At 36.5% G+C, this 25,280-nt stretch carries 26 protein-coding genes, 1 pseudogene and 1 riboswitch; of the genes and pseudogenes, 18 read left to right on the forward strand and 9 right to left on the reverse strand.

Annotated features, from left to right (window positions below; all coding sequences use genetic code 11):
- Positions 1-64: 64 nt before the first annotated feature.
- Positions 65-655 (reverse strand): DUF1989 domain-containing protein, encoded by a 591-nt coding sequence (locus JCM9152_RS01125; protein ID WP_035339988.1) that lies wholly within the window; start codon positions 653-655, stop codon positions 65-67.
- 218 nt (positions 656-873) lie between these two features.
- Between JCM9152_RS01125 and JCM9152_RS01130 the strand changes: the two genes are divergently transcribed.
- Positions 874-1,500, forward strand: a complete 627-nt coding sequence (locus JCM9152_RS01130) for a spore coat protein (protein ID WP_235715595.1) — start codon at positions 874-876, stop codon at positions 1,498-1,500.
- 57 nt (positions 1,501-1,557) lie between these two features.
- Here the strand turns inward: JCM9152_RS01130 and JCM9152_RS01135 are convergent, their stop codons facing one another.
- The 3 genes from JCM9152_RS01135 to JCM9152_RS01145 all read right to left on the reverse strand — a co-directional run bounded on the left by JCM9152_RS01135 (position 1,558) and on the right by JCM9152_RS01145 (position 4,103).
- Positions 1,558-2,289: a YqcI/YcgG family protein gene (locus tag JCM9152_RS01135; protein ID WP_035339990.1), complete on the reverse strand. Its 732-nt coding sequence runs from the start codon at positions 2,287-2,289 to the stop codon at positions 1,558-1,560.
- A gap of 225 nt (positions 2,290-2,514) precedes the next feature.
- Complete coding sequence (locus tag JCM9152_RS01140; protein ID WP_369384508.1) at positions 2,515-3,240, reverse strand: PRC-barrel domain-containing protein; 726 nt, start codon at positions 3,238-3,240, stop codon at positions 2,515-2,517.
- A gap of 104 nt (positions 3,241-3,344) precedes the next feature.
- The gene (locus JCM9152_RS01145) at positions 3,345-4,103 is read right to left on the reverse strand and encodes an NADPH-dependent oxidoreductase (RefSeq protein ID WP_035339994.1); all 759 of its coding nucleotides are present in this window, start codon (positions 4,101-4,103) and stop codon (positions 3,345-3,347) included.
- A 142-nt stretch (positions 4,104-4,245) separates the two neighbouring features.
- On the opposite strand from JCM9152_RS01145, the gene JCM9152_RS01150 reads away from it, so the two are divergent.
- Complete coding sequence (locus JCM9152_RS01150) at positions 4,246-5,094, forward strand: Cof-type HAD-IIB family hydrolase (RefSeq protein WP_035339995.1); 849 nt, start codon at positions 4,246-4,248, stop codon at positions 5,092-5,094.
- A gap of 180 nt (positions 5,095-5,274) precedes the next feature.
- Positions 5,275-5,922 carry an SIMPL domain-containing protein gene (locus tag JCM9152_RS01155; protein WP_035339998.1) on the forward strand — a complete coding sequence of 216 codons (648 nt, stop codon included), beginning with the start codon at positions 5,275-5,277 and terminating at the stop codon, positions 5,920-5,922.
- Here the strand turns inward: JCM9152_RS01155 and JCM9152_RS22515 are convergent.
- The gene (locus JCM9152_RS22515; RefSeq protein ID WP_156314969.1) at positions 5,907-6,050 is read right to left on the reverse strand and encodes a hypothetical protein; all 144 of its coding nucleotides are present in this window, start codon (positions 6,048-6,050) and stop codon (positions 5,907-5,909) included. The two genes, JCM9152_RS01155 and JCM9152_RS22515, sit on opposite strands and share 16 nt — an antisense overlap.
- A gap of 152 nt (positions 6,051-6,202) precedes the next feature.
- Here JCM9152_RS22515 and JCM9152_RS01160 point away from each other — a divergent pair, with 152 nt between their 5' ends.
- The 11 genes from JCM9152_RS01160 (at position 6,203) to JCM9152_RS01210 (ending at position 17,615) form a co-directional block, all read left to right on the forward strand.
- Positions 6,203-6,547: a YolD-like family protein gene (locus JCM9152_RS01160; protein ID WP_052015455.1), complete on the forward strand. Its 345-nt coding sequence runs from the start codon at positions 6,203-6,205 to the stop codon at positions 6,545-6,547.
- 58 nt (positions 6,548-6,605) lie between these two features.
- Positions 6,606-8,033 (forward strand): NAD-dependent succinate-semialdehyde dehydrogenase, encoded by a 1,428-nt coding sequence (locus JCM9152_RS01165; protein WP_162831715.1) that lies wholly within the window; start codon positions 6,606-6,608, stop codon positions 8,031-8,033.
- A 203-nt stretch (positions 8,034-8,236) separates the two neighbouring features.
- Positions 8,237-8,770, forward strand: a complete 534-nt coding sequence (locus JCM9152_RS01170; RefSeq protein WP_035340000.1) for a hypothetical protein — start codon at positions 8,237-8,239, stop codon at positions 8,768-8,770.
- Between the two features lie 55 nt (positions 8,771-8,825).
- Complete coding sequence (locus JCM9152_RS01175; RefSeq protein ID WP_035340322.1) at positions 8,826-9,884, forward strand: FUSC family protein; 1,059 nt, start codon at positions 8,826-8,828, stop codon at positions 9,882-9,884.
- A gap of 3 nt (positions 9,885-9,887) precedes the next feature.
- Complete coding sequence (locus JCM9152_RS01180) at positions 9,888-10,337, forward strand: SMI1/KNR4 family protein (protein ID WP_035340002.1); 450 nt, start codon at positions 9,888-9,890, stop codon at positions 10,335-10,337.
- 341 nt (positions 10,338-10,678) lie between these two features.
- The gene (locus JCM9152_RS01185; RefSeq protein WP_235715588.1) at positions 10,679-13,177 is read left to right on the forward strand and encodes a beta-mannosidase; all 2,499 of its coding nucleotides are present in this window, start codon (positions 10,679-10,681) and stop codon (positions 13,175-13,177) included.
- Positions 13,178-13,350: 173 nt separating this feature from the next.
- The gene (locus JCM9152_RS01190; RefSeq protein WP_035340004.1) at positions 13,351-14,622 is read left to right on the forward strand and encodes a TraB/GumN family protein; all 1,272 of its coding nucleotides are present in this window, start codon (positions 13,351-13,353) and stop codon (positions 14,620-14,622) included.
- 240 nt (positions 14,623-14,862) lie between these two features.
- Positions 14,863-15,786, forward strand: coding sequence for a manganese-dependent inorganic pyrophosphatase (locus JCM9152_RS01195; RefSeq protein ID WP_035340006.1), 924 nt, complete (start codon positions 14,863-14,865; stop codon positions 15,784-15,786).
- Between the two features lie 400 nt (positions 15,787-16,186).
- Complete coding sequence (locus JCM9152_RS01200; RefSeq protein WP_035340008.1) at positions 16,187-16,459, forward strand: DUF1232 domain-containing protein; 273 nt, start codon at positions 16,187-16,189, stop codon at positions 16,457-16,459.
- 30 nt (positions 16,460-16,489) lie between these two features.
- The gene (locus JCM9152_RS01205) at positions 16,490-17,272 is read left to right on the forward strand and encodes a TerC family protein (protein ID WP_035340011.1); all 783 of its coding nucleotides are present in this window, start codon (positions 16,490-16,492) and stop codon (positions 17,270-17,272) included.
- A gap of 82 nt (positions 17,273-17,354) precedes the next feature.
- On the forward strand, positions 17,355-17,615 hold the full coding sequence (locus JCM9152_RS01210) for a YciI family protein (RefSeq protein WP_035340014.1): 261 nt from the start codon (positions 17,355-17,357) through the stop codon (positions 17,613-17,615).
- A gap of 55 nt (positions 17,616-17,670) precedes the next feature.
- On the opposite strand, the pseudogene JCM9152_RS01215 reads toward JCM9152_RS01210, so the two are convergent.
- Positions 17,671-18,683 (reverse strand): annotated as a pseudogene (locus JCM9152_RS01215) (LLM class flavin-dependent oxidoreductase).
- 153 nt (positions 18,684-18,836) lie between these two features.
- On the opposite strand from JCM9152_RS01215, the gene JCM9152_RS01220 reads away from it, so the two are divergent.
- Both JCM9152_RS01220 and JCM9152_RS01225 read left to right on the forward strand, forming a co-directional pair.
- Positions 18,837-19,217 (forward strand): hypothetical protein, encoded by a 381-nt coding sequence (locus JCM9152_RS01220; protein ID WP_035340016.1) that lies wholly within the window; start codon positions 18,837-18,839, stop codon positions 19,215-19,217.
- A 229-nt stretch (positions 19,218-19,446) separates the two neighbouring features.
- Positions 19,447-19,743 carry a Dabb family protein gene (locus JCM9152_RS01225; RefSeq protein WP_035340018.1) on the forward strand — a complete coding sequence of 99 codons (297 nt, stop codon included), beginning with the start codon at positions 19,447-19,449 and terminating at the stop codon, positions 19,741-19,743.
- A gap of 218 nt (positions 19,744-19,961) precedes the next feature.
- On the opposite strand, the gene JCM9152_RS01230 is transcribed toward JCM9152_RS01225, so the two are convergent.
- Together JCM9152_RS01230 and JCM9152_RS01235 are read right to left on the reverse strand one after the other, a co-directional pair.
- Complete coding sequence (locus tag JCM9152_RS01230) at positions 19,962-21,191, reverse strand: zinc-dependent alcohol dehydrogenase (RefSeq protein WP_035340020.1); 1,230 nt, start codon at positions 21,189-21,191, stop codon at positions 19,962-19,964.
- Between the two features lie 37 nt (positions 21,192-21,228).
- A complete protein-coding gene (locus JCM9152_RS01235; protein WP_052015459.1) occupies positions 21,229-22,320 on the reverse strand; it encodes a class II aldolase/adducin family protein in 1,092 nt (363 codons plus the stop codon).
- Positions 22,321-22,427: 107 nt separating this feature from the next.
- Here JCM9152_RS01235 and JCM9152_RS01240 point away from each other — a divergent pair, with 107 nt between their 5' ends.
- On the forward strand, positions 22,428-23,312 hold the full coding sequence (locus JCM9152_RS01240; RefSeq protein WP_035340022.1) for a diacylglycerol/lipid kinase family protein: 885 nt from the start codon (positions 22,428-22,430) through the stop codon (positions 23,310-23,312).
- A gap of 134 nt (positions 23,313-23,446) precedes the next feature.
- On the opposite strand, the gene JCM9152_RS22520 is transcribed toward JCM9152_RS01240, so the two are convergent.
- On the reverse strand, positions 23,447-23,611 hold the full coding sequence (locus tag JCM9152_RS22520; RefSeq protein ID WP_156314970.1) for a hypothetical protein: 165 nt from the start codon (positions 23,609-23,611) through the stop codon (positions 23,447-23,449).
- A gap of 186 nt (positions 23,612-23,797) precedes the next feature.
- On the opposite strand from JCM9152_RS22520, the gene JCM9152_RS01245 reads away from it, so the two are divergent.
- Positions 23,798-24,904: an MGDG synthase family glycosyltransferase gene (locus tag JCM9152_RS01245; RefSeq protein WP_035340024.1), complete on the forward strand. Its 1,107-nt coding sequence runs from the start codon at positions 23,798-23,800 to the stop codon at positions 24,902-24,904.
- 118 nt (positions 24,905-25,022) lie between these two features.
- A riboswitch (FMN riboswitch) is annotated at positions 25,023-25,176 on the forward strand.
- Positions 25,177-25,280: the final 104 nt, after the last annotated feature.

A 25,280-nucleotide genomic window follows, 5' to 3' on the forward strand; every position in this document is an offset into this window, starting at 1 on the left:
GAGAACTGTTAAAGGGTACCCTTTAACAGTTCTCTTTGTTTGAGAGGTAGCATGGCCTTTCTTATTATGATAGCTCAACTTTTATTGGTGAAGAATGATATCCATTTCCAGGAGAGTCTTCATTAGGACATACTGAAATCCCAACAACAAGATTCATCTTTGCGACGAGCCGAATGAATTCACCTGCTCGTGCTGGTGATGGTTTGACGGTCATCTTATTTTGCTTGTCAACAACGGTGTTCATAAATAAGTTAAATGGATAGTATTGATCTGCTTGAGGGATGTTAAAAGATGAAAATGCTTGTTTTAAATTTTCATAGCAACTTTTGACGTTATTATCTTTGTTAAAAAGTAATTGATACATTTCAGGACGACAAGCTGGAGAAACAAGGTCGTTTGTATTTAATGGATCTTCTAATATGGTGATCATTGGACGGTAGTAATTAGAGTAAATGTGATTTCCTTCACTCACTGTTAATGAGCCGTATGCATCACGTGTAGCAGCAGAGTCTAGCCTTTCCTGATAATCATCATCATTATATGCTACAAGATCAGCAATTTGATGGCCTTCAATATTAATAATGGTCATTATCGTCCCTTTTTTGACATAGAAAGCATGTCCTGTTTTTGCAGCTATTGTAAAAGAAGAATACATATGAACTCCTTTGATCAATCATCATGAAATTGTTATCTGTAATAATCATGTTTAGTTTTTCATGTAGCGATCATTTCATACATGCTTTGATGCTCACTTTTATTACCAGTTATAAACGTTTTGCTAGGACTCATAATAACTATGTACCATATCAAACACATTTGGGGGAATGGTTAATGCACCAGCAACAGGTGAGTGGAAATATGAATCCAAATATGATGAATTCATCTCAAGGTTCGATTACTCAATCGCAGCAAATGAGTCCACAAATGAACCATGGTGGTCATGAAGTTTTTGATTTGCATGAGGTTTTATCTGGGATGGTTAATGTGTTGGATTCTTATATGATGTTTCGGACACATGTAAAGGATCAAGAATTAATGGATATTTTAGATCGTCAGTATTCATTTATTCTTGACCAATACAATATAACATGTGAATGTTTCCAGACTGGGCAGGATCCATCTCATCATACAAAAAAATATATGATGAGACAAAGTAATCAAATTACGTACGGGATTAAGCCATCTCAGCCGAAAAAACCGAAACAATCAATGGCAGAATTAAATGATCATGGCATATCTGGGCATATGCTAGGTTTAATTAAATCAACAGCTTCCTTACTAACGATGTGTTCGTTAGAGGTTTCTAACCCTGTTGTACGTCGTGTGCTAGCAGATACGGTACCAAATTATATTGAGATGGCTTATGAAATTTTCTTATATCAAAATAAGCAGCATCAATATCAAGTTCCTCAATTATCCCCACAAGATATGAGTGCTATGACTCAAAGCTTTAAGCCTGTCATGAACCAACAATCAATGTCAAGCATGACCATGCAGTAATAACTGTCAGTCAAGGTCGAGGTATCCGTTAAGGAGTACTCCTTAACGGATACCTTTTTATTTTTGATTGTACAAATGTTTAAAGGGACATGAAGGTGGACTTGTATTTGAATCATCCAAAAAATACTGCTTCCATTCTTTATTTTCGGCTTCACCATACCATTTTAATGCTGGATGGACGGCGATATCATCATAGTCGGCTAGACGTTCTCGTATACGCTGTTTCGTATTTCGGCCAATAGATGTTGAATTATTTATATATGCAAAGACCCATCTTGGCTGAAAAGAAAGTAAAAAGCTTGGGAAGTATCGGCTTTTTCTTTTTTTGTGAAGAGGTGTACTTGAAAGGCAAAAATAAGTTTCTCCTTCAAAGCAAAATTCCCACTTTGAGTGATTTGGATCTGTAGGGATATGACTTGGCCATGTAGTTTGATCAAGCTTGTGCAGTCTATTTAAAATGGTCCAAAATAATTGTTCGTATTGTTTGAGGGATGGTTGGCTAAGTACATGAAAAAAAACGACTAACGAAGCATATTTTCCAGTTTGTCTCGAAATACGTCCATACTTTCTGAGTATGGTAGCGAGAGTATTGACGGAATCTTTCATGGAGGATTCATTGATAAAAGCAAATCGTAATTGATCGTTCTTAAATGCAATTTGAGAAAAAATACAAGGGTAATTAGATTTTTCATGCATTAATTGAGAAAATGCAAGGTAGGAAGTCCGTTGCCAATCATTTAAATGACTTAAATGATGATTTAACCATGATTTTGTGTATAGACTTTTCATCGCTTCCTCCCAGGTGATAGCTGTTTACTTTAATGTATTTTTTTGAAGGAAGTTGGTGTATGTCTTACTTATGGTGAAAAAGTCGTTATATTGTTAAATGCCATTTAAGCAAATAAAAAAAGCCTACTGAGGCAGAGTGAGGACACGGAAAAATTTTGAAATCAAATTTTTCTATTCCCTTGGCAGAATTCCTCTTCAGTAGGCTTATCGACTATTGCAGTAAGGCTATTGGTTATAATGTTCGTAAATCGCTGATTCAGACTTTTTAGAGATGATCGAATCTTCAATAGTAGGGGATTCTCTTACAAGATCCTTATCCACATCAATGGTTATCGTTTGATCGAGGACATTCAATTCTGTAATCGACTCAATTGTCACAAGTCGGGATTCTTGTTCTTGCTCCAAATCGATTTCTATATATTTCACCTTCCAGGTTTCAGGACATACAAGGATATCCTCAACTTTTCCTATTTTTCCTTTTTTACTATGAACCGTGTATCCTCTCGTTTCATCGACACTACGAAGTGGATTAGAATCCTCTTTGGACAGTTGATCAGCTACGTCTTTCTCGTTTGGTAAATTATCTGTAACTGGTGCAATAGGTATTGGTCGTTGTCCAGTTGGATGACTTTCTATTGGGCCATGTCCTGCCATTGGACGTGCAGCGTGCCAGCCGTAATGAGTGAACAGTCTATCTTCAAAGTCGGATGTGATTGGTCCTTTATCACTTGGCTTCGGACTGTTTTTGATCATTTCTTTTGTTAATTGTACGCTTATGTGCTTTTCATGTAAATCTGTTGCGCGGAACGACTCTGGATGAAGTAATACTTTTCCACCAAACATCCAAGTTCGTGTGTTTCCGACAAGGTAGCGAATAGTAAATGTTTTAGCTTCAAAATAAATATCATCAATTTTCCCTAACTGGCCATCGGTTGCTTCATTGAAAATGATTCAAGTTCACTAGCTTTTATAATCATTTAAATCCTCTCCCTGTTAATGGTATAGTAAACCATTCCCGCAAGCAGAAGTTTTAAACATTTTCTATTTTTTAGCTATTACTTTATATCCTTACACTCGAACCCTTGTTGATTTAACATTTTTGCAATATTAGGAAAGTTACCATTATAGTGATGGTTCTGGTAAAAACCTGCTACTCTTTTTGTCCAACTTGTTTGTCTTTGTCCGTTTGAGCGCTCTTTAGTAAATTCTTCATAATTTTTGTTGTATTGTTCAACCATTGCAGTTTGATCAGTATGATAAGTTTCTTTATGGTAAAAGGCTTCAATTGGTAGTCGTAAATTCTTTCCTGGGTCATTTTGTCCGTATCCGATACAAAGACCTGAGATTGGAATGACATACTTAGGTAATTGAAGGATTTCAATGACGTCTAGCGGGTTTTTACGAATGCCACCAATACATACCGTTCCTAAATGATAGGATTCTGCTGCCGCTATCGCATTTCCTAGGGCAATCCCAACATCTGTTGCGCCCACAATTACACTGTCAATGTCTTCTATTGCTTCAAAAGATACGCCTTCAAGTTCACTAGCGATTTTCGCACGGTGAAAATCAGCGCAAAAAATAAGGAATACAGGTGCTTGACGAATATGGTCTTGATTCCCACATAATTCTGCTAATTTATTTTTTCGTTCGATATCTGTAACGACGATCACAGATACTTGTTGTCCATGAATCCATGTAGGAGCAGATTGGGCTGCTGTTATAATAGCTGATAATTCTTCTTCCGTAATCATTTCATTTGAATATTCTCGAAATGAACGATGGTTGGTGAGCGTTTGTACAACTTTATTCATAAAAAAACTCCTTTACTAAGTAGTGGTTATTTAAATTGGATTTGATTTGTTAACGGTGATAAGTGTACTAAACGTACTTTATGATTTCAAGAAACGTGCATTCCGTGTATGATGAACATGTATAGAAAGGAGTGGATGGTAAATGAATAGTGATGCCATTATTCTAGATATGGATGGAACGTTGCTAACGAATGCAAATGAAATAACGGAGCCGTTAAAAGACATAGTCGAGCAAATACGGCAACAAGGTATTTATGTCTTTATTGCAACGGGAAGAACGTTGAAAGAAGCAGAAGATGTGCTTCCTCGCGACTTTAAAGTAGATGGCTTTGTGACAGCAAATGGGATGAGTGTTTCAATTGGTGAGACGCCATTGGTTGAACATGTCCTCCCTAAACAAGTCGTAAATGAGGTAGTATCTCTAGCTAGAAAGAAACATGTTTATTATGAAATTCATCCGATAAAGGGAAAACGATATGTACTTAAGAAAGACTATCAGGTGCTATTGGGTCATTTAGTTGAGCCCAAGCCGGCTTCTGTTGAAAAAAATGAATGGTTTTCCTTGCATGAGGAATTTGATAAGGAGATTCAATGGGTTGAAGAGTTACTGTATTCAAACGTCATTAAAATGTATTTTTTTAGTCGTGATCGCTTACGAATGGATGAATGGAAAGAGGAGCTTTCCGTACTACAGCGGGACTATGATTTTTCTATGTTTTCATCTACTAATCATAATGTTGAAGTGACTGTAGCTAATATATCGAAAGCAACAGGTGTCCGTAAATTGCTTGAATATGTTGAAATTCGACCCGATCAAGTAATAGCGGTTGGAGATGGAGAGAACGACTTACCTTTATTTGAGTATGTCGGCTATCCTGTTGCGATGAAAAATGGATCACACGTCGTGCAGAGAGCAGCAAAAGAAGTAACACGCTTTACGAATGAAGAGGATGGTTTGTATCATTTTCTTAAAGAAACCTTTCTGTCTTGAACTACTTGTCACTTAATTTTCTCAGGGATTTTGAATTGGCGCTCCTGTGAACACCATTGTAACCTCCAGTTGTAGTTCCCACGGTGAATGCTATGTTAGCTATGACGTCCTTTTGTAACGAATACAATTGTTGATCAAAGCATATGTATAAGCGTTAGAGACTGAATAAGGAGGGTGAATATGAGCTCTTTACAAAGAATTGCAAACGGTCAACTAATAACGGTTTTCGGTCAAGCAACTGAGACGGGAACACCTAATAAAGCACAAGTATTGTTAGGAAGTGTGACTGAGAATGAACAAGTTCGTGTAGCGCAAGCCGAAAACAGTGAAAGCATAACAAATATCGTTCATCAATTAGAAATGCTCGGTATCTCAAAAGAAAACATACAGACGGATACGTATCGCGTTTCTCCAGAGTATGACTTTATTGACGGAAAACAAGTATTTCGGGGGTATCGTGTGACTCATTTATTAAAAGTAGATATTGATTCGATAGATTTAGTCGGCACGGCGATCGATGTAGCAGTTGAAGCAGGTGCTAATTCCATTGTTTCGATCTCTTTCTTATTAAGTGATCCGTCTGCTCTTTATGAACAAGCTTTGAGTCACGCTCTTGAAAATGCTAAAAGGAAGGCTGAAGTGATGGCTGCGACAGTGGGGGCGACGCTACAGCCTCTTCCTTCTCGTGTTGTGGAAATGGTAGAATCCCCCATTCAACCTTATCGATCACCAGTTGTTTTAGCAGCGTATAGCGAAGGAACTCCGATCCAAACGGGAGATTTGGCTATACATGCAAGTGTTGAGGTCGATTATCATTTTCGTTCATAATTCCTTTTATCTTTAGAGGGGTGTTCTTTTTTTGCTTGTTCTTTGTTTGGTCGAGAGTGGGTTTGAGGAGTCGGGTCTTGTTTCATACTTGGACGATCTTGTCTCGCATACCAACTTATAATTTTCATTTTATCACCTCATTAAGTATCTTTGTCCTATCATTATGTTCAATCTTTCTCGACTATGCATTTTATAAATAAAAAGTAAGGATGCCCTCTTGCGATCGAAAGTACGTTCGTTTAAAATGAGAACATACTTTCGGTATTTAGGGGGCGTTTTTATGGATATGAAACAAAATGAGTTACTACAACGAGGAAATAAGTTGTGGGAAATGAAATTTGTTTTACCGGAGCATAAGAAAGAGCTTGTCAATTGGAAAGAAGAACAAAATAAAGTCTCACGTCCACAATTAGACGAACAAGAATTATGTGAAATCGAGAGGAAATTGATACATTCGTTGTATCATCATCAGCCGTTGCAAATCGTTTATTGGGAAGATGGTTATTTACTTAAAACGATCACTGTCGTTATGCAAATTGAATATCAACAAAAACGAATACGCTGTAAAAATAAAGATGGGATTTTCGTCATTCAGATAGAACAGCTGAAGCAAGTTGATGTATGATCTACTTATAATGAATGATTAAAAACGTTAAAAAGGGAAAAGCATTAATGGAGGAGTGATGGAAGTGGAAGGAAAGATATATATTAATGGAGAATGGGTAGGTGAGCAGCTACCGCAATTGAAAGTAATGAATCCGGCAACGAATGAGTGCATTGGTACGATCAAACAAGCCGGGACGAGTGAAACGATGGCTGCCATTGTGGCTGCGAATGAGGCATTTAGGATATGGTCGAAGAAGACGTCTCATGAACGATTTCACATACTCATGAAATGGCATGATTTAATACTTCAACATAAGCAATCATTAGCAAAAACGATTACAGAGGAGATGGGTAAACCGATAAGCGAATCAATAGGTGAAATTGAGTACGCGGCTTCATTTATTTCATGGTTTGCTGAGGAGGCCAAACGTGTCTATGGTCGAAATATCCCCTCACGTGTTAGGAATAAACGAATTCAAGTGATGAAGCAGCCAATTGGAGTAGTTGCAGCGATTACACCTTGGAACTTCCCTGCGGCTATGCTAACAAGGAAAATGGCACCAGCATTAGCATCTGGTTGTACGATTGTCGTTAAACCAGCTGAAGAAACCCCTTTAACCGCTATAAAATTAATAGAGTTAAGTAAGGAAGCTGGCATCTCAGACGGGGTGATCAATTTAGTTACAGGAGATGCAGAAGCGATTGGAAAGGAATTAACAACTAACTCGATTGTGAGAAAGTTAACCTTTACTGGATCAACGAAAGTTGGAAAACTGCTGATGCAACAAAGTGCAAAAACAATGCAAAATCTTTCATTGGAATTAGGTGGACATGCTCCGGCCATTGTATGTGAAGATGCGAAAATAGATAAAGCAGTCGATGCGGTGATCACTTCCAAGTTTAGAAATGCAGGTCAAACGTGTATATGTGTAAACCGTGTATACGTTCATCATACCATTTATGAAGAGTTTGTTACGAAACTCATACAAAAGGTTGCAAAACTAAAAGTGGGACGAGGCTTAGATGAACAGGTACAAGTTGGCCCACTAATTAATAAGAAAGCATATGAAAAAGTAAAATTACACATTAATGAAGCGACGAGAAGAGGGGCGACTGTAAGAGTAGGTGGCGAAGGATATGTAGATAAGGGATATTACTTTCAACCGACAGTATTAATTGATGTGACCGATGATATGCTCATTATGAAAGAAGAAACCTTTGGGCCTGTCATTCCTGTTACTTCGTTTCAATCAGATGAGGAAGTGATTAGTCGGGCGAATCATAGCTGTTATGGATTAGCTGCGTATTTCTTTACAGAAAGTATGGCAAGAGGGCTTCACATTGCAGAAGAATTGGAGTATGGCATTATCGGGTGGAATGATGGAGCACCATCGATGGCGGAAGCGCCGTTTGGTGGAATGAAAGAGAGCGGAATAGGGAGAGAAGGAGGAACAGAAGGACTTGAAGCTTATTTAGAAACGAAATATATTTCATTAGGCATATAGATATACAATACAAAATGAATAAAAATAAAGATAACTTGTGTGATTGTATTCTATTTCTAGAAATAGTAATATTTTATATAGATAGAATTAATCAGTAGAGGATGAGAGCTACGTGCGAAGGCAATATATTATGATCTTTACTTTTTTTATAGTTGCTTCTGTGCTTTTTTTATTTTTTTTTATTTAATCAAGATGAAGCCAATGTGAATGTGGCGAATGACATCCTTGAAGAAGAAGCTGCAAAAAAAGATGAAGAAGCTGTTCAAGATGATGGGGAGAAAGATGATATTGAATTAACAAATATAAACATTGATTATATTGAAACAAATGTACAAATTGCTTATCAGGATGGTCAAGAAGAAGTAGTGAACGAATTAATTGCTAACCAGCATGAATATTTAAATGAATTAGCAGGTTGGGGAAATGCTGAAGTGTTAAGTTTCGAAGAACTTATTGAAAGTGAGCAGTGGTTAAAATTGAAGAATGATATCCAATGGCTGTACGAAGAAGGGTTTGATCATTCTTTAGTTGTGAACGACATGATGAACGCAGAACAATTTGTTCGAGTAGCTGAAGCGGGTGATCGAATGTCGATTCGCTATATTCATCGAATTTTTCATGATTTAGATGCATCTATTAATAGACGACAAGTTGATAGAGTATGGGGAGTTACACATGCGTTCGGAACGACCCGCCAGCAGCAAGAAGTCGTCAATTATTTAAGCAGTACTCAATAAGATTTCAAATTATGCTATACTATAAGGAATGAAAAGAAAGAAATGGGCAGATGAAATGAACGTTTTTCAAAAGCAAAAAATTGTAGGAGAGCGTATAATTAAGACCGCGGTAGCTGTGTTTATTACAGCTACCGTATGTCATTTTCTTCATTTACCTTACGTGTTTGCCGTTATTATTGCGATTGTCACTATTGAACCGACGGCAGCGGCATCAATTAAAAAAGGCGTTGTGCGCTTTCCAGCAGCGCTCATTGGAGCAGCGCTTTCAATGACATTCACGTTTTTATTCGGACAAACCCCGATTACATATACATTAGCTGCATTTTTTACGATCTATGTTTGTCATAAATTAAAACTAGACGCCGGTGCGCTAATTGCAACAATTACAGCTGTTGCGATGATTCCGATTAGTCATGACCATTATTTCCTTTCATTTGTAGAAAGAGCGGGTACAACAACAATTGGATTATTTGTTTCAACGCTAGTGAATTTAACAATCCTTCCCGCTCATTTTTTGAAAGATATAAGCAAACGAAACAAAGAATTATTGCAGCGTTTAGCCATTTTATTGGAACATCAAATAAACGACCTTATCGAACAGCGGAAATATCACAACTCAAACAGAAAAGGGGCTTACAGAGAATTAACAGCATCATTATCAAGAAATGAGTTGCTTTGTCAATATCAAAAAGACGAATGGAAATATCATCGTCATTCAATAAAAGAACAACGATACTATATACTCGAGCGTAGTAAGCTCGAGCATATTCAGCAGATTCATTATTATATTGGTCATTTATTAACGATACCGTACGGATCATTTCGAAAAAATGATGCTGATTTATTCGAACTGAAAGCAGTAATGGAATTAATCGTAGAACGGTTAAACTCTCCTTCCGAACAAGTTAAGGATAGCTACCTAGAACATATCAACTATATTGAACAAGCCTTTTGGGAATTAGAAAAGTCACGTTCTTCCGGTAAAGCGGGAGAAGAGAACCATCCATTTTCAAATAAAAAGATGATACTATTCGTTCTTTTGTCTATTGCTGATGAAATAAAAGAGATTTCTAAACTAGAAAATAAGAAAAAGCAAATGAAGGGAAGGAAGTAGCGAATGGACATGTATGACGGTCTACACTTTTGGTCAAGGAGAAGTGTATATAAACCAGGATCGCAGCTTGACGAAATGACTATACGAAAGGTAGAACAACAATTAGGGTATAGCTTACCTCAATCGTATAAAAATTTAATGAAAAAACAAAATGGTGGGGATTTAGCATACCGTTATTTTGTATTTGCAGATGGTGAAGCAATCATTATTCCTTATTTATTTGAATTAGATGAAGAGAGTGGAGTCGGAATGTCACCGATTTTTGTGGAGCAATGTGGTTTGCCTGAGAAGTTGGTGTTGTTAACAGGCGATTTGGATGCATGGGTCGCCTTAGATTATCGACAGGAGAAACCGACAATTGTTTATTTAATACAAGATGAAAATGGTATGTGGGAAGAAATAGAGATAGCTCAATCATTCTCGCAATTTATCAATCGTTTGATGAAAAAATAGCGATTAAATATTTTACAAATTAATGAAGAGAAACTGCCTCTAAGAAAAAAATTAGAGGCAGTTTCTCTTATTTATATAAGGTAAAAAAGCTACTTATATTATTTTAGTGTGAGTGATAATAAGATTGTTAAGAGTTTATTAGGTTACAAAATCGACGTAATTACTTAATTAATTCATTTACAATACGAGGGAATTATTTTATAATTAACTAACAATAAGATAACTAAACTAACAAACAAACTTGCGGCTTCAACAGACTCGCATTCATTTGTTTGAAAGGGAGCGATTTTTACTTGAATATGAGGAAAAGTTCAATAGTGTTAACTGATTGGAAGTTTAAAATGAGCGAGGATAAGTACTGGCTACCTGCTCATGTCCCTGGCTGTGTTCATACGGATTTAATAAAGAGTGGTAAGATAGAAGACCCTTTTTATGGGAAGAATGAGCTGGGTATTCAATGGATAGATAAAAAAGATTGGGAATATGCTACGACATTTGACCTAGATCAACAATTAGTGAAGGCTCAACATGTAGAGCTGGAATTTGCAGGATTGGATACGTATGCTGATGTATACTTAAACAATGAGCACATTTTGTCTGCGGATAACATGTTCCGAACATGGAAAGTAGATGTTAAACAATATGTGAAGGAACGTGAAAATCAATTACGTGTTTATTTTCGTTCGCCGATAAAAGAAGATCTTCCTAAGCTTGAACAATTGGGTTATCAATTACCAGCAGCCAATGATCATTCCGAAGATGGCGAATTAGGCGACAAAAGAGTAAGCATATTTGCTCGTAAAGCACCTTATCATTACGGTTGGGATTGGGGCCCACGTTTTGTGACAAGTGGTATTTGGAAGGAAGTTAAACTAGTTGCATGGGAAGAGCTCAATATAACAGATTTATATATTCGCCAAGATGATATAAGTAAAAGCGCTGCTCATGTAACGGCAATGGTGGATGTAGAAGCAAGTGATTTATGGGAAGGAACATTAAAGTTAGCGACTGATGGAATTTCAATTGAACAAAACGTAACACTCCATAAAGGATTGAATCAATTAGAGATACCTATTACTATTGAGAACCCTAAGCTATGGTGGTCAAGAGGATTAGGGGAGCAGCATTTTTATTTTTTCACGATATTGTGCGAACAAAATGAAAAAGTTGTGACAGAAAAAATCGTAAGAACAGGATTACGAACGATCAATGTCATTAGAGAAAATGATGTAAGTGGTCAATCATTTTATTTTGAGTTGAACGGAGTACCTATTTTTACAAAAGGAGCTAATCATATTCCGAATGATAGCTTCGTAACAGAAGTAACGTATGACCGTTATAAACATGAGATTGTCAGCGCTATTGAGGCGAATATGAACATGCTTCGTGTTTGGGGTGGGGGTATTTATGAATATGATGTATTCTATGAGCTTTGTGATGAACACGGTATTTTAGTTTGGCAAGATTTCATGTTTGCTTGTAGTATGTACCCAGGTGATGCTGAATTTTTAGCTAGTGTGAAAGCTGAGGCTATCGATACTGTGAAGCGCTTGCGTAATCATCCGTGTATGGCAATTTGGTGTGGAAACAATGAGATTGATTCAGCGTGGGCACATTATGTTGAAGATGCAGGTTGGGGATGGAAACAAGATTTTACGAATGAACAACGAGAGAAAATTTGGAGCGATTATGAAGCAATCTTTCACCAATTACTTCCAAGTGTTGTAGAAAGCCTAGCACCCGATGTGTTTTATTGGCCATCATCACCGATGCAAGCTATTACAAATAACGAAGATCAACATGCAACAACGACATCAACTAAGGGAGATATTCATTACTGGGAAGTTTGGCATATGCAAAAGCCTTTCAGTGAATATAACACACATGTTGGACGTTATATGAGTGAATATGGATTTCAATCTTTTCCAGAACTTAAAACAGTTAAGTCCTATGCACCTGATAATCAATTAGCGTGGGAGTCTGACGTAATGCTGCATCATCAAAAAAATGGAGATGGAAACTACTTAATTAAACAATATATGGATATGTATTTACCAGAACCTAATGATTTTCCATCTTTTCTATATATGAGTCATGTTCTGCAAGCCGAAGGAATTAAAAGTGCGATTGAAGCACATCGTCGTCATAAACCATTTTGCATGGGAACATTATATTGGCAAATGAATGATTGCTGGCCTGTCGCATCTTGGTCTAGTATGGACTATTATGGTCGATGGAAAGCATTACATTATTTTGTCAAGAAAAGCTTCAAAGATGTAGTGTTATCGATAGACGGAATGGATGAGGAAAAGGTCCATATTCATTTAATTTCCGATAGCATGGAAGATGTGGTTGGTACATTAGAATTACAAGTAATGACATTTGACGGTGAAAGCATTTTTTCAACAACAAAGACTGTAAAGGTTAAAGGTGATACAGCTCAAAATATTTATTCAGTAACGGTTAATGATTTCATTCAAGAACATGAGCGAAATCGTATAGTTCTAGTCGCGAAGCTTGTAACTGACAAAGGAATCGTTGATGCGAAGGAGCATTACTTTGTACCTAGTAAAGATCTACAATTAGTTGAACCAGAGATTAAAGTGAAACGATTAAATGATTCGGAATTTTCGTTAACATCAAACGTATTGGCAAAAAATGTATACCTAGAAGCGGCAGAAGAAGGTGTATTTACAGATAATTATTTTGATTTGCTCCCAGGTGAAACCAAGATTGTAACCTTCACAGAGATTGGTAAACAAAGCTTTGTTCCGAAACGTTTAGACACGCTCCATGTGAGTTCGATGTTAGATCATATAAAATTAAACACGACAAGATGAGAGTGTTCATTAAAAGGCCATTGGAAGGTGGAAATTCAACCATTTTCCAGTGGTTTTTAGTTACTAATGATCATTTCGTAGGACTCTTTTATAACATGCATAATAATGGTATGATCAAAAGTGGTGAAAAAATGATGTTGAAATAAAGTAATTTAATTAAACTGGAGGATAACGTGAGAAATCTCATCGTATCAATGGTGATTCTATTCGTTTTGTCAGGTTTGGTAGCCTGTCAAAGTATAAATACCATACAACCCAACTTGTCATTTCAAGATGAAAGGCTAGAAAATTTAATAAATAAGATGATTAGTGAAGAAGCAAATACGGATAGCTCTATCAAAAATGAATTACATGCAATAAAGAAGTTAGATTTGTCAGATTACGGAATCACTAATCTTGAAGGGATTGACATCCTTGAAGGTTTGGAAGAAATCATTCTAACTGGAAATGAACTAGAAAGCTTAGAACCATTGCTTACGTTACCTAACCTTTTAGTTGTTAACTTGGAAGGAGTTTCAATTGATACTTCTGAAGGTTCTGATGACCTAGGCGTTATTCAAGCGTTACTAGAAAATGATGTAGAAGTGATTTATGATGATGAAGATGAGCAAATTTTTTCAAAAGGATTGTTATTTGAAGTAGAAAATAATCATAGCAAAATTTATTTATTTGGCTCGATTCATATAAATAGTGAAGAGCTATTTCCTTTGCATCCTGAAATTGAAGAGGCATTTGATCAATCAGATCAAGTAGCTTTTGTCGTAAATGTGAATGAAAAAGATGAAGTAGCCATTATGCAAGCAATGGTTGAGCTAGGAGTATATAATGATGGGACCTCATTAGAAAATCATATTTCAAAAGAATTGTATGAGGAGTTAATTTCATTTATAAGCAACTATGAATTAGAAGAAGAAGCGATTACGAGATTCAAGCCTTGGGCAGTGGCTGATATGCTTCAATCCTTATTAATTGAAAATTATGGGTACTCAAATAAAAAAAATATTGACCAATATTTTTTAATGAAGGCCGAAGAAGCACAAAAACCTGTCATGAGTTTAGAGCATTTCAAAGATCAAATGATATTAAGTAATGAAATTGAATTAGAACAACAAGAGCTTTTATTAGAGAAAACATTGAACAGTATTCAAAACTCTGGAAAAGTCCGTTCTAACTTGGAGACGATGTGGGTAACATCACAAGCTGAAAAATTGGCTGAATTGCGAGATAGCCAAAAATATAGAGATTTAGATACGAGTCCTTTTTCATTAGCATTGGTGGAAGAGCGTGATCAACAAATGGCAGAAAAATTAGAAGAAATTCTTAAGGAAGAGCAAGAAATGACTACTTTTGTCGTTGTGAACACACTGCATTTAATTGGAAACGGAAATATAACCGAATTGTTAGAAGACCAAGGTTATCGCGTTAACCGTTTGCTAGTTGACTAAACTTATAGAAGAGGCTAGCTAGGACACAACAAAAGTGTTTAACAGAGGATGCGAACATCTAGAGAACGTTGTAGTATGTATTTATTTGGATTCTCATTCGTGAAAAACCTTTTGTCCTAGCCTTTTTTGCTTGAGAATATGTGAAAAACGTAATATCCTACTTTTCTTATTGGGAATTTTACGATAAAATGATTTTGGAACTGAAAATGATTGAAATATCAAGATTTGAGGAGTGGAACTATGGGAAAAGTTTTTATTTTTGGGCATAAAAATCCTGATACAGATACGATCTGTTCTGCAATTGCCTATGCTGACCTGAAGAAGCAATTGGGGCTAGATGTTGAGGCAATTAGGCTTGGAGACACAAATGGCGAAACGAATTATGCGTTAAAACATTTTAATGTTGAAGCACCTCGTCTAGTAGAGAATGTCTCCAGTGAGGTGGATGAAGTTATTTTAGTTGATCATAACGAAAAACAACAAAGTGCGAATGATATTGATCAGGTTCGTGTCCTAGAAGTCATTGACCATCATCGAATCGCAAATTTTGAAACGAACGATCCTCTATATTATCGTGCAGAACCGGTTGGTTGTACAGCAACGATATTAAATAAGCTTTATAAGGAAAATGGAGTGAGCATTAAAAAAGAAATTGCTGGGCTCATGTTATCTGCAATTATTTCCGATTCTCTTCTTTTTAAATCACCAACTTGTACGGAAGAAGATGTTAAAGCTGCTCGTGAGTTAGCAGATATTGCGGGAGTCAATACGGAAAAGTACGGATTAGACATGTTAAAAGCTGGTGCTGATATTAGTGATAAATCAGCGAAAGAACTTATCACATTAGATGCAAAAGAATTTGAAATGAATGGGAAAAAGGTTGAAATTGCACAAGTAAATACAGTAGATACGGATGATGTATTTGCACGTCAATCTGATTTAGAAGCAGAAGTTCAATCTGTTGTTAAAGAAAAGAATTTAGATTTATTTTTGCTAGTTGTAACGGATATTCTGAATAATGACTCAGTTGGTTTAGCCGTTGGACAATCTCAATCAGCCGTTGAGAAAGCATTTAATGTTTCTTTACAAGATAATAAAGCATTACTTGAAGGTGTGGTTTCACGTAAAAAGCAAGTTGTACCAGTGTTAACGGAAGCATTCTAAGGAAAATGGGGCTCGCTAAAAAAAGAACCTAAAAAGTTGATTATTTTTTTTAATAAGCGTTTCGTAAACGAACTCTAGGTGGAATGCTCCCGAATCATTTTAGGATTGACATTTTCTACTTATTTCGATATGATAGATCTATTAAATTACATATCTTCCTAAAGGGGAGTAGCTTTTACAATAATGTCGTCATTACAGAGTACATGCTCTCGGTATTATTGGCAACTGATATTTTTGTTGTTAGCAAGACCTTTACATTACAGTAAAGGTCTTTTTCTGTGCTTTTTTAAAGACCTTTACCTAATGGTAAGGGTCTTTTCTTTTTGTGATTAAAAGATTTGATGAAATGCATGAGAGAGAGACTACGATAAGACGATACACGATTTGGAGGTGGGAATTAGTGAGACGTTTCTTTAAAAAAATACTTTTTATATTAAAGCTGTGGCGATTTATTCCTTTTATGAAAGATTTCTATTTATCAACTGAAGTAAAAAATTCCTATAAGATCATAGGGACGATAGCGATTTTATTGTATCTATTTATTCCTTTCGATTTAATACCAGATTATCTTGGTGTAATTGGCTTTATCGATGATTTTATTATTATCACTTTTATTATAAACCGAATGATCGCTGTCGCCCCAGATACTTTAAAAAAGAAGCATCGATTATAAAAGCGAATTAATGTGGAGGAGTGGGTACATATGGAGTGGTCCATTTTATTAGAATATAGTTGGGTGTTGCTTGTTCTAATCGTTCTAGAAGGTTTGTTGGCAGCCGATAATGCTTTAGTTTTAGCGATTATGGTGAAGCATTTGCCAGAAAAACAACGTAAAAAAGCATTGTTCTATGGTTTAGCTGGTGCTTTTGTTTTTCGATTAGCTTCTTTATTTATGATTTCATTTGTAGTAGGGGTATGGCAGGTGCAAGCAATAGGCGCTCTATACTTACTATTTATTGCTGGTAATCATTTATTTCGAAAATTTATTATAAAGAGACAAGAGGATTCTATACAGCAAGCAAAAGTAAAAAAATCAGGATTTTGGGTGACGGTATTAAAAGTTGAAATTGCTGACATTGCCTTTGCAGTAGACTCTATCTTGGCGGCTGTTGCGTTAGCCATGGTTTTACCAGATACTACTTTACCGCCAATAGGTGGTTTAGATGGAGGAAAATTCATTGTCATATTCTTAGGAGGATTTATAGGATTAGTCATTATGCGTTTTGCAGCAGGCATATTTGTGAATTTGTTACATGCACGACCTGGTTTAGAAGTAGCCGCTTTTGTTATTGTTGGTTGGGTCGGAGTGAAGCTAGCTGTGTATACGCTTTGTCACCCTGCCTTAGGTATACTACCTGAAACATTCGCAGAGTCAACAGAATGGAAAATGACGTTTTATCTCGTTTTGATTGCTATTGCTTTAGCTGGTTGGTTTCTTTCTAAAGAAAAGAATGTAAGTGAAGAAAAAAAGCAAACAGCCTCATAACGACCATGTTATGATTGAAGTAGGGGTTCTCATCGTAAAGGTGAGGATTTCCAAATTTAACTAAATAGTAGGAGTGAATGTGATGGCCTATTTTGCAGCGATTTTACATATGGCAAAGCCAGAATTAAACGAAAAGCACCGGCAAAGCCATTTAGATTATTTAACGAACCTTGAAGAACAAGGAAAGATATTCGCTAAAGGTCCTTTCGTAGATGGAAATGGAGGAATGGTTATTTATGAAGCGAATCATTTTGACGAAGCGCAATTATTAGCAAATGAAGATCCGTATGTAAAGTTAGGTGTTCGTCGTCTTGAATTACATGAATGGAACATGACAAGATAGATGAAAGGGGTATGCCCTAAAGGTCGACTCAGCCTTTAGGGCATACTTTTTGGATTTAACCGTTATTAATCTTGTTCAAGATATCAGCTGTTAATTCAAATGATCTAAGTCTTGCAGTATGATCATATATTTGTGTATGAACAATGATTTCATCGGCTTCTGTTTTTTTCATGAAGTCAAGAAGTTTCTCCTTCACGGTCTCGGGACTTCCTATAATGGAGGAACCTAACTGCCGTTCTAAAACGGTTTCCTCATGAGGCTGGATGGATTCTTGAATTCCTTCAACTGGTGGTTGGAGCTTAGATGGTTTATTTCGAATAAGGTTTAAAAAGGAACGGATTAATGACGAGCTTAAAAGCTCTGCTTCTTTATCGGTATCAGCCGCAATAATATTTACACCTACCATTGCATAAGGTTTGTCAAGTTTATTAGAAGGAGTAAAGCGATCTTTGTATAAACGCAATGCTGGCACTGTGTTTTCAGGTGAAAAATGGCTAGCAAAGGCAAAAGGTAAGCCTAATTCAGCTGAAAGCCTTGCACTAAAATCACTAGAACCTAACAACCAAATTGGAATGTCTAGTCCTTCTCCTGGAAATGCTCGTACTTTTCGGTACTCAGGTTCGATTGAAGGGTTAAAATAAGATCGTAATTCAGTTAAAAGTTCAGGGAAATCTTGACCACCTATTCGGTTTCCTCGTCTAAGGGCTTGAGCTGTCATTTGATCTGTTCCAGGTGCTCTTCCTAAGCCGAGGTCAATTCGACCAGGAAATAAAGATTCTAAAGTACCAAATTGTTCAGCGATAACAAGAGGTGAATGATTTGGAAGCATGATCCTCCGGATCCAACACGAATGGAAGAGGTTACTTGAGCAATATGGCCAATTAATACGGAAGTAGCGGCACTTGCAATACCAGGCATATTGTGATGCTCAGCTAACCAAAAGCGGTGGTAGCCCCATTTCTCCGTATGTTTAGCTAAATCAACTGAATGTTTAAAAGAGTCACTTGCGCTTTGTCCTTCATTGATCGGTGCTAAGTCAAGCACAGAATAGCGAATAGATTGTCTCATTTTTGTTCACTTCTTTCTATAGATCTGAATCCATTTTAGCAGGGATATTTCGTATATCAAAATAAATTGCTTATGGAATTAGGATGAGGATATTCACCTATATCTCATGACTTCCATATACTAATGTGAAAAGCTTTCAAAGGAGGTAGTTTAATGTTTGAAGGACCATCCGTTCAGTATTTACCACCAACGGTTATTTCCCAATATGTCAATCAGTGGATTACAACCTCCATTCCGACATATGGTCAAGTAGTTGCCTACATTACAGATTTCAACCGTCGTACAGGCATGGTTTCGATGTTTATGTATGCTCCACCTCGTTATCAACCGCAATTTATTCAAGTTCACAATAGTGATTTGATTGGCGTTAGCCCTTATTATGGACCTGTTCCACCACGTCCAGGACGTCCACCGGGCCCATGGCAACCACAGCCACCACGTCCGCCATATCCGTGGGGCCCAGGTCAACCAGGAACTGGCGGCGGCTTTTGGCCATGGATGTATTACCAATTAGGCTCTGCTATTTTTAGATAATCATTAAAAATGAGCTGAACCGTTGCCTGTTTTGACAGCTTGATACGAGTGAGTTTCTCGTATCAAGCGAGCAACGCGTGAAACTATTGCTTATCAAATGAAAGGTATGGAAAAAGTTAATTTATACTTTTTCACTGGCTTCGGCATATCGTTTGGCACATTTTCATAGCTCTTGTCAAATAAGTTGTGTAAAATGTTTAGTGTATTGAAGACAAAAAGGAGAATGTATATGATTAATCGAACAGTATTGTTAAAATTTTCAGATAAAACGACGGAAGAGCAACTTAATGAAGTTATTAAACGTTTTAAAGCATTAAAGGGTTATCTTGATGGAATTGTTGATCTACAAGCTGGACGTAATATTTCACCAAGAAATCAAGAGTATCAAGTAATATTAAATGTGCGTTTTCAAAATCAAACGGCATTAGAAGCCTATTCCATTAATGCTGAGCATAAAGCAGTCGCATCTTACATAAATGAAATTGGTAAAGTTGATAGTATAGGTGTTGATATTGAAGTGGATTAAGGTGAAAAATTGACATGCGCCAATATGTAAGAGGCACCGAAAAAGTTTGGTTTTTATCTTTTTCGGTGTTCTTTATTTTTTCATAAAAACAAGATTTATAAATGCTGCAGAAGTAAATGATGGGAGAATCGAGGAAGGTGTAGGCGAATTCACAGGTGACATTGGCTTCGCACGTTACAACGCATTTAAGATAAAACGCTATCGCGTGTTTCTTATGTTTAACTTGGTTCAAATACGACTTTTACTGCTTGTTTTCTACGTTTATTTCCTGCAGTGAACAATGCTTCGCGGTAGTCCTCTAAAGGAAATCTATGGGTAAGTAAAGGGGACAAGTCTAACTCATTCGTTTTTAATAATTCTACTGCAATTTCTAATGTTTTCCGTTGTTCTCCTTGAAATGAATCACTACTATAAGCAAAGCTCCCTTTTATTTCGAGTTCATTGAGCCAAATCATCGTCATATCTAATTTTTCTATTAAGCTAGCCAAGCCAATGAGAACCACTTTACCCCCTTTTCGAGCGAAACGGAATGAATCCTGTAAACTTTTTGGGTTTCCAGCGCATTCGTAAATAATATCAGCTCCACCATTCACAATTGGACTGCCAATAATCGGTTTTAATACAGTCGCATCACATGATTTTGCAGCTTTGTAAACGTAATCATGTTGACGTGAGAGAAAGACTACCTCATTTGAGCCAAAGTGATTAGCTAATTCAGCTTGGAATGGGTGTTTAACGAGCGTGATTATTTTACAGTTAATCTTTAATGCTCGAATGGCTGCAATGACACATAATCCAATCACTCCTGCGCCAATAACGATTACCGTATCAGTCTCCTTTGGTTTATTACGTAGAACCGCATGTAAGGCGCAACTAAACGGTTCAATTAATATACCATTTTCATCATCAATCGTATCAGGTAGAGTAATGATTTGACTTTTATGGGCGACAAGGTATCCTCCCCAGCTACCACCAGTATCTTTACAAGTGCCAGTTAGTAGTCCTGGAGAAATAATGCCATTATTCATATGTTCACACAGATTATAGTTGCCTTTTCTACATTCCTCGCAGCTTGGCGTTATGTTCCTCGCCTCACAAGATAGGACAGGGTCAATGACGACACGTTGACCGATCGCGATATCTCCAACGTTTGTACCAACTGTAGAAATAGTTCCGACTAACTCATGTCCCATCGTAAAAGGAAAAGAGACGAAAGGCGAGGTGGATGGACTGTCATTTAAATAGATTAAATTAAGGTCGCTCCCACATATCCCTCCGTACTTTATTTTTACTTCAACCCAGTCATTATTTGGTAATTTGGGTCTTTCTAAATCCTTCAGCTGGAGACAGGAGAAGGGGGAATCAATAAATAGCGCTGGATTAATTTTTCCGATCGCTTTAGAAAATACGTATTTTGGGATGTTTAGATCGAATTGTAATGCTTTCATGCCGACACCTGCTTTTTTCGGATAAATTTAGTTATAGTTAAAGCATTGGTACTTGCGGGAGCACCTTACCTTCAATTCGCTCGAAAATATCTTCAAGGCTTCTCCCAGTAATAGTCAAACCATGGTTTTTTAGTCCAATAACTGCACGTGTTGGATCAGTTGATTGTTTAACGAGATCTGCTACTGTTTGCGCAAGCTCAATTGTGCCACACGGGAAATTAAATTGAGTGGCTTGTACACCATCCATCCAAGCATGAATATGAACGATAGCACCTACGTTTGGGTGCTCTTTATAAATCATCCAATGCTCAATGGCGTCGACTGATGCTCGCTTTGGTTTAATATTTGGTGGAATACTAACTTTCATTGCTTTTTTTTCTGGGTCATAGCCGGAAATGTAGAGAATGTCTTGACCAATATTTCTCATATTAGCCTTATCAATACCACTAGCACTCATCCAAAATGTTTCTCTCCCTTTTCGCGCGCTTAAATTACCGTAGCTTAAGCCTCCAATCCCATATAACTTCTTTAAATGCCTCATATCCCTAGCTGATAATACTTCCTCTAATGGGAACGGGGCAGGTAAGAGATTCATTTTCGCTAACTTTTCACCTGAACGACGTAAAGAATTGGTTATTTCATCACCATGCCATAATGACTTAGGTAGGTTTTCATAAAAATCATTATTAATGATTAATTGTGATGATGCTAATGGTTCTAAGCGATCGAATACTTTCTGAAAAAAATGGGCTTCTGGTTCGTTTCGACCATATGTGATTGTATAAAGACCTTGTTCAGGCGTTAAAAAGTATAGATGTATACTTTTTTGACTATGAACAATATACATTAAATGATTAGAAAGAGTACGAACTAAGTAAGGATATGCTTCCTTATGGATGTCTTTAGGATATTGATCTGTTTGAATGATTGAAACGACAAATGTACCTTGAGAATTTCTACGAAAAGGAACGGGCCTTTGAGAATCAGCGAAATTGAATACGAGCTTTGAATGTTCTTCTGTTGAGGTTAAGAATGTATAACCTCTAGTAGAAAAAGTCTGTTTTATTCCTTCTAAAAGCCAAGTAGAAAATGTATCATTAGGTATATTACTGAAAGTAAATGTATTCAATGTGTAACCTCCATCACTTTTAATTTTTTCATCATATGGATAATATTTTCAATAAAAGCCGAAAATATACATTGGATCAGATTTTGATTTTTTAGGAGGAGCATCTCATGTATGGTTTCATTGTGAATCAAGCTTCTGGTAATGGGAGAGGGAATAGAGTGTGGAAGAAAGTAGAAAAGATAGTGAAGGAAGAAAATAAACCATTTCTTGTACGTTTTACAAAAGGGCCGAGACACGCGACTAAGATTGCAAAAGAACTCTCAGCTCATTCATTACAAGCTGTTGTCGTGATTGGTGGCGATGGCACGATTAATGAGGTAGCTACGGCACTGGCGTATACACAGATTCCTTTAGGAGTTATCCCTGCAGGATCTGGAAATGATTTCGCGCGTTGTTTAGGCATTCCTTTACAATATCGAAAAGCCTTATTACGAGTTTTTTCTCATGATCAAAAAAAAGTTGATTTACTTCACTTAGGTCAACGTTATTGTTTGACTGTTACAGGAGTTGGATTTGATGGGAAAGTCGCACAGATTGCCAATGGAGCTAAGTATAAGAATTGGTTGAATCATTTTGGATTAGGTGGTTTGTCTTATGTTGTTAGTATGTTAGAGGTTCTAAGAACGTATCAACCTACGAAGATATCGTTAACCGTTAATGGAGAGAAGTTCACACTGTCTGATGTTTGGCTTGTAGCCGTTGCTAACGCACCAAATTATGCGGGAGGAATAAGTATTTGTCCACAAGCGGTCAATAATGATGGCCTTTTAAATATTTGTATTGTTCATGGGCTAACAAAATGGGGATTGCTTCGTTTATTTTTACGAGCTTATAATGGGACGCACGTCCTACATAGAAATGTACGAATCTTAACAGGTAAAGAAGTTTATATTCAATCGGATAAACCTGTTTTAGTTCAAAGTGATGGAGAAATTATTTCGGAAAGTCCTATTCGTATGGAAATTAAAGAGGGAGCGTTGAATGTAGTATAATCAAGCGTTAGAAGAGCCTGAGAGTTTGTATAGTGAGGTCCTATCATACGCAAATATAAGGGACCTCACTTGATACTATCTTAGGTAAAGATATTCTTGTACGTTTGTCCAAGCCATTTTTACCTTAAGATGTTTTAGCTAGGAGTCTTAATAATAAGAAAACGATTATCATCTGACGGATCGTTTACCTCTTCTTTATTACTAACATTTCGACTAAATAGATGTTCATATTCTTGTTGAACAAAATTTAGAATGATTTCCTTTAAATTTTCTTTAAAGATGTGCATAATTTTTTGCATTTCATTCATCCTTCCATTGATTTTAAAGATAGTATGGTAAATGATTCAAATAATATGTAATTTTTTTAAAAAACGAATATTTAAAATTAACCTTTTTTCATAACGATGAATGATTCCTCTCTAACGTTCAAAAAATAACTATCATACATCTAGTGTCAGTCATCTTGGAAAGAGGGGAAATAGAATATGAAGCCTCAACCATTGATCTTTTCTGCTTCGATCGGGCATGGACATAACCAAGCGGCCATGGCTCTCCAACACGAACTTCAAAAACAAGGATTTCAACCAAAAATTATTGATACATTTTATGCAATAAGTCCAGTACTCCATAGTTGTATGCTGAAAAGTTATCTTCATTTATTAAAAAAGAAACCGCTAATATGGCAAAATATTTATTTTAGAGCAGAAAAAGTACCACTATATTTATATTTAGACCGGTTTGCGATGTTATTTATTAGACAATTACACCATATCGTGAAACATTCATCCTGTTCTTTTATGATTTCAACTCATCCTTTTGTAACAGCTTTTTTAGCTCGACTAAAAAAACAAAGAAAGTTAAATATACCTTTTTATACAGTCATTACAGATTTTGTATTGCATCCTGCTTATATCCGACCCGAGATAGATGCTTATTTCACAATGGATCCTAATGTGTCAGAATTTGCGAAACGTCATAATCTAAAGGAAGATCTCTTTTTTACGACGGGGATACCGATAAAAAGTCATGTGTCGTTGAATCAATCTAAATATGATAGCCGGAAGCGTTTGGGAATATGTGAGAATAGAAAGGTGTTATTAATTGCTGGAGGAGGTATGGGGTTAACGAATTACACAGAAGCGATTACTTCTCTGAATGGATTGGATGAACCCATTCAATTGTTATGTATGATTGGTCATAATAGAAGGATAAAAAAGGAAATTGAAGTGATTGAAAGTAAACATGAAATTAACGTCATTGAATTTACAGATGATTTTTTACTTTATTTAAAGGCAAGCGATGCGATATTTTCCAAAGCAGGAGGATTAACTATGGCTGAATCGTTAGCTTGTGAAACGCCAATCATTATTTATAACCCCGTGCCAGGGCATGAAGAACAAAATGCGGAATTTTTGATTAATGTAGGTGCTGCTAAGAAAGCTAATAGTACGCAAGATATACCTGCGATACTAAAACATGTCTTGTATGAAAATGAATTTTCAATGGAAATGAGAAACAGTGCTCGTAAATGGAAGCAGCCTAATGCTGCTAATGATGTTGTCGAAAGAATATTATCCTTGCTTGAAGAGTAACGTCATATTAGGAGCTGGATTTATATAAAGAACTTCAAGTTAAATTTCTTGATTTATTGAAATTTAAGTGGTACGATTCGAATATTCAAACTGTGTTTGAATTCCTTACAATTGTATAATATTCCTTCGGGGCAGGGTGAAAATCCCTACCGGCGGTGATGAAAGTGAATTATTCACTTCTTAGTCCGTGACCCGGCTTCATGTATGTGAAGTCGGTGGACCTGGTGCAAATCCGGGACCGACAGTGAAAGTCTGGATGGGAGAAGGAGCGAAACAGTAGAAAAGGTCTCATAACCCTTTTTTTATAGAGGGGGGAGGTATATCTATTTTTAACTGTGCTCGTCAAAAAATACACATTTTGACGTTTATTTCGTGA

Origin of the sequence: Halalkalibacter hemicellulosilyticusJCM 9152, from assembly GCF_000513115.1 — a bacterium.
Taxonomy (GTDB): Bacteria; Bacillota; Bacilli; order Bacillales; family Bacillaceae_D; genus Halalkalibacter; species Halalkalibacter hemicellulosilyticus.